Here is a 514-nt window from a genome sequence, read left to right as displayed (position 1 = left end):
GTCCCATCGCCATGCCGACCGGCACGCGCAGCAGCATCAATGCAAAGAGAACGACGAAGCCGAGGACGGCGATCAGGTCGGTGCTCATTCGTCGGCTTTCATCTCGGGCTTCGTCTCTTCGAGCAATTCGGGGTGGAAGATCAGTCGATAGGTGCGGATGGCGATCAGCACCACCGCCGACACGTCGCCCAGCCAGGCCACCGCATAGAAGGGCCAGGTCGGGATGTTCATGTCGTAGGTCAGCACGTGGTCGACATAGGTGCCGCGCACCTTGTCGAACAGCGTGGCGGTCTGCACCGCGACGACGAAGAGCAGGACGAGCGTGGCGAACACGTCGATCGCGCGCTTCATGCGCGGGCCCGCCGCGGTCCACACCAGGTCCACCGTGATGTGGCCGCCGCGGTAGCTGGTGGCGGCGATGCCCCAGAAGATCAGGATGCCCAGCAGCATGCGGCCGAAGTCGTAGGCATCCGGGATCGAGGCATTGAAGAACTTCCGCAGGACGACTGCGATG

At 64.0% G+C, this 514-nt stretch carries 1 protein-coding gene; it reads right to left on the bottom strand.

Features of this window, described 5'->3' with window-relative positions; all coding sequences use genetic code 11:
- Positions 1–84 precede the first annotated feature (84 nt).
- Positions 85–514, bottom strand: a 430-nt coding sequence (locus AC1DTN_RS39295) for a TRAP transporter small permease (RefSeq protein WP_477925678.1), incomplete at its 5' end; no start/stop codon positions are given.

It is taken from the genome of Rhizobium sp. 01T444, assembly GCF_056398305.1.
Note: the sequence above shows the minus strand (reverse complement) of the source record. Positions and strands in the feature narration are given on the sequence as shown.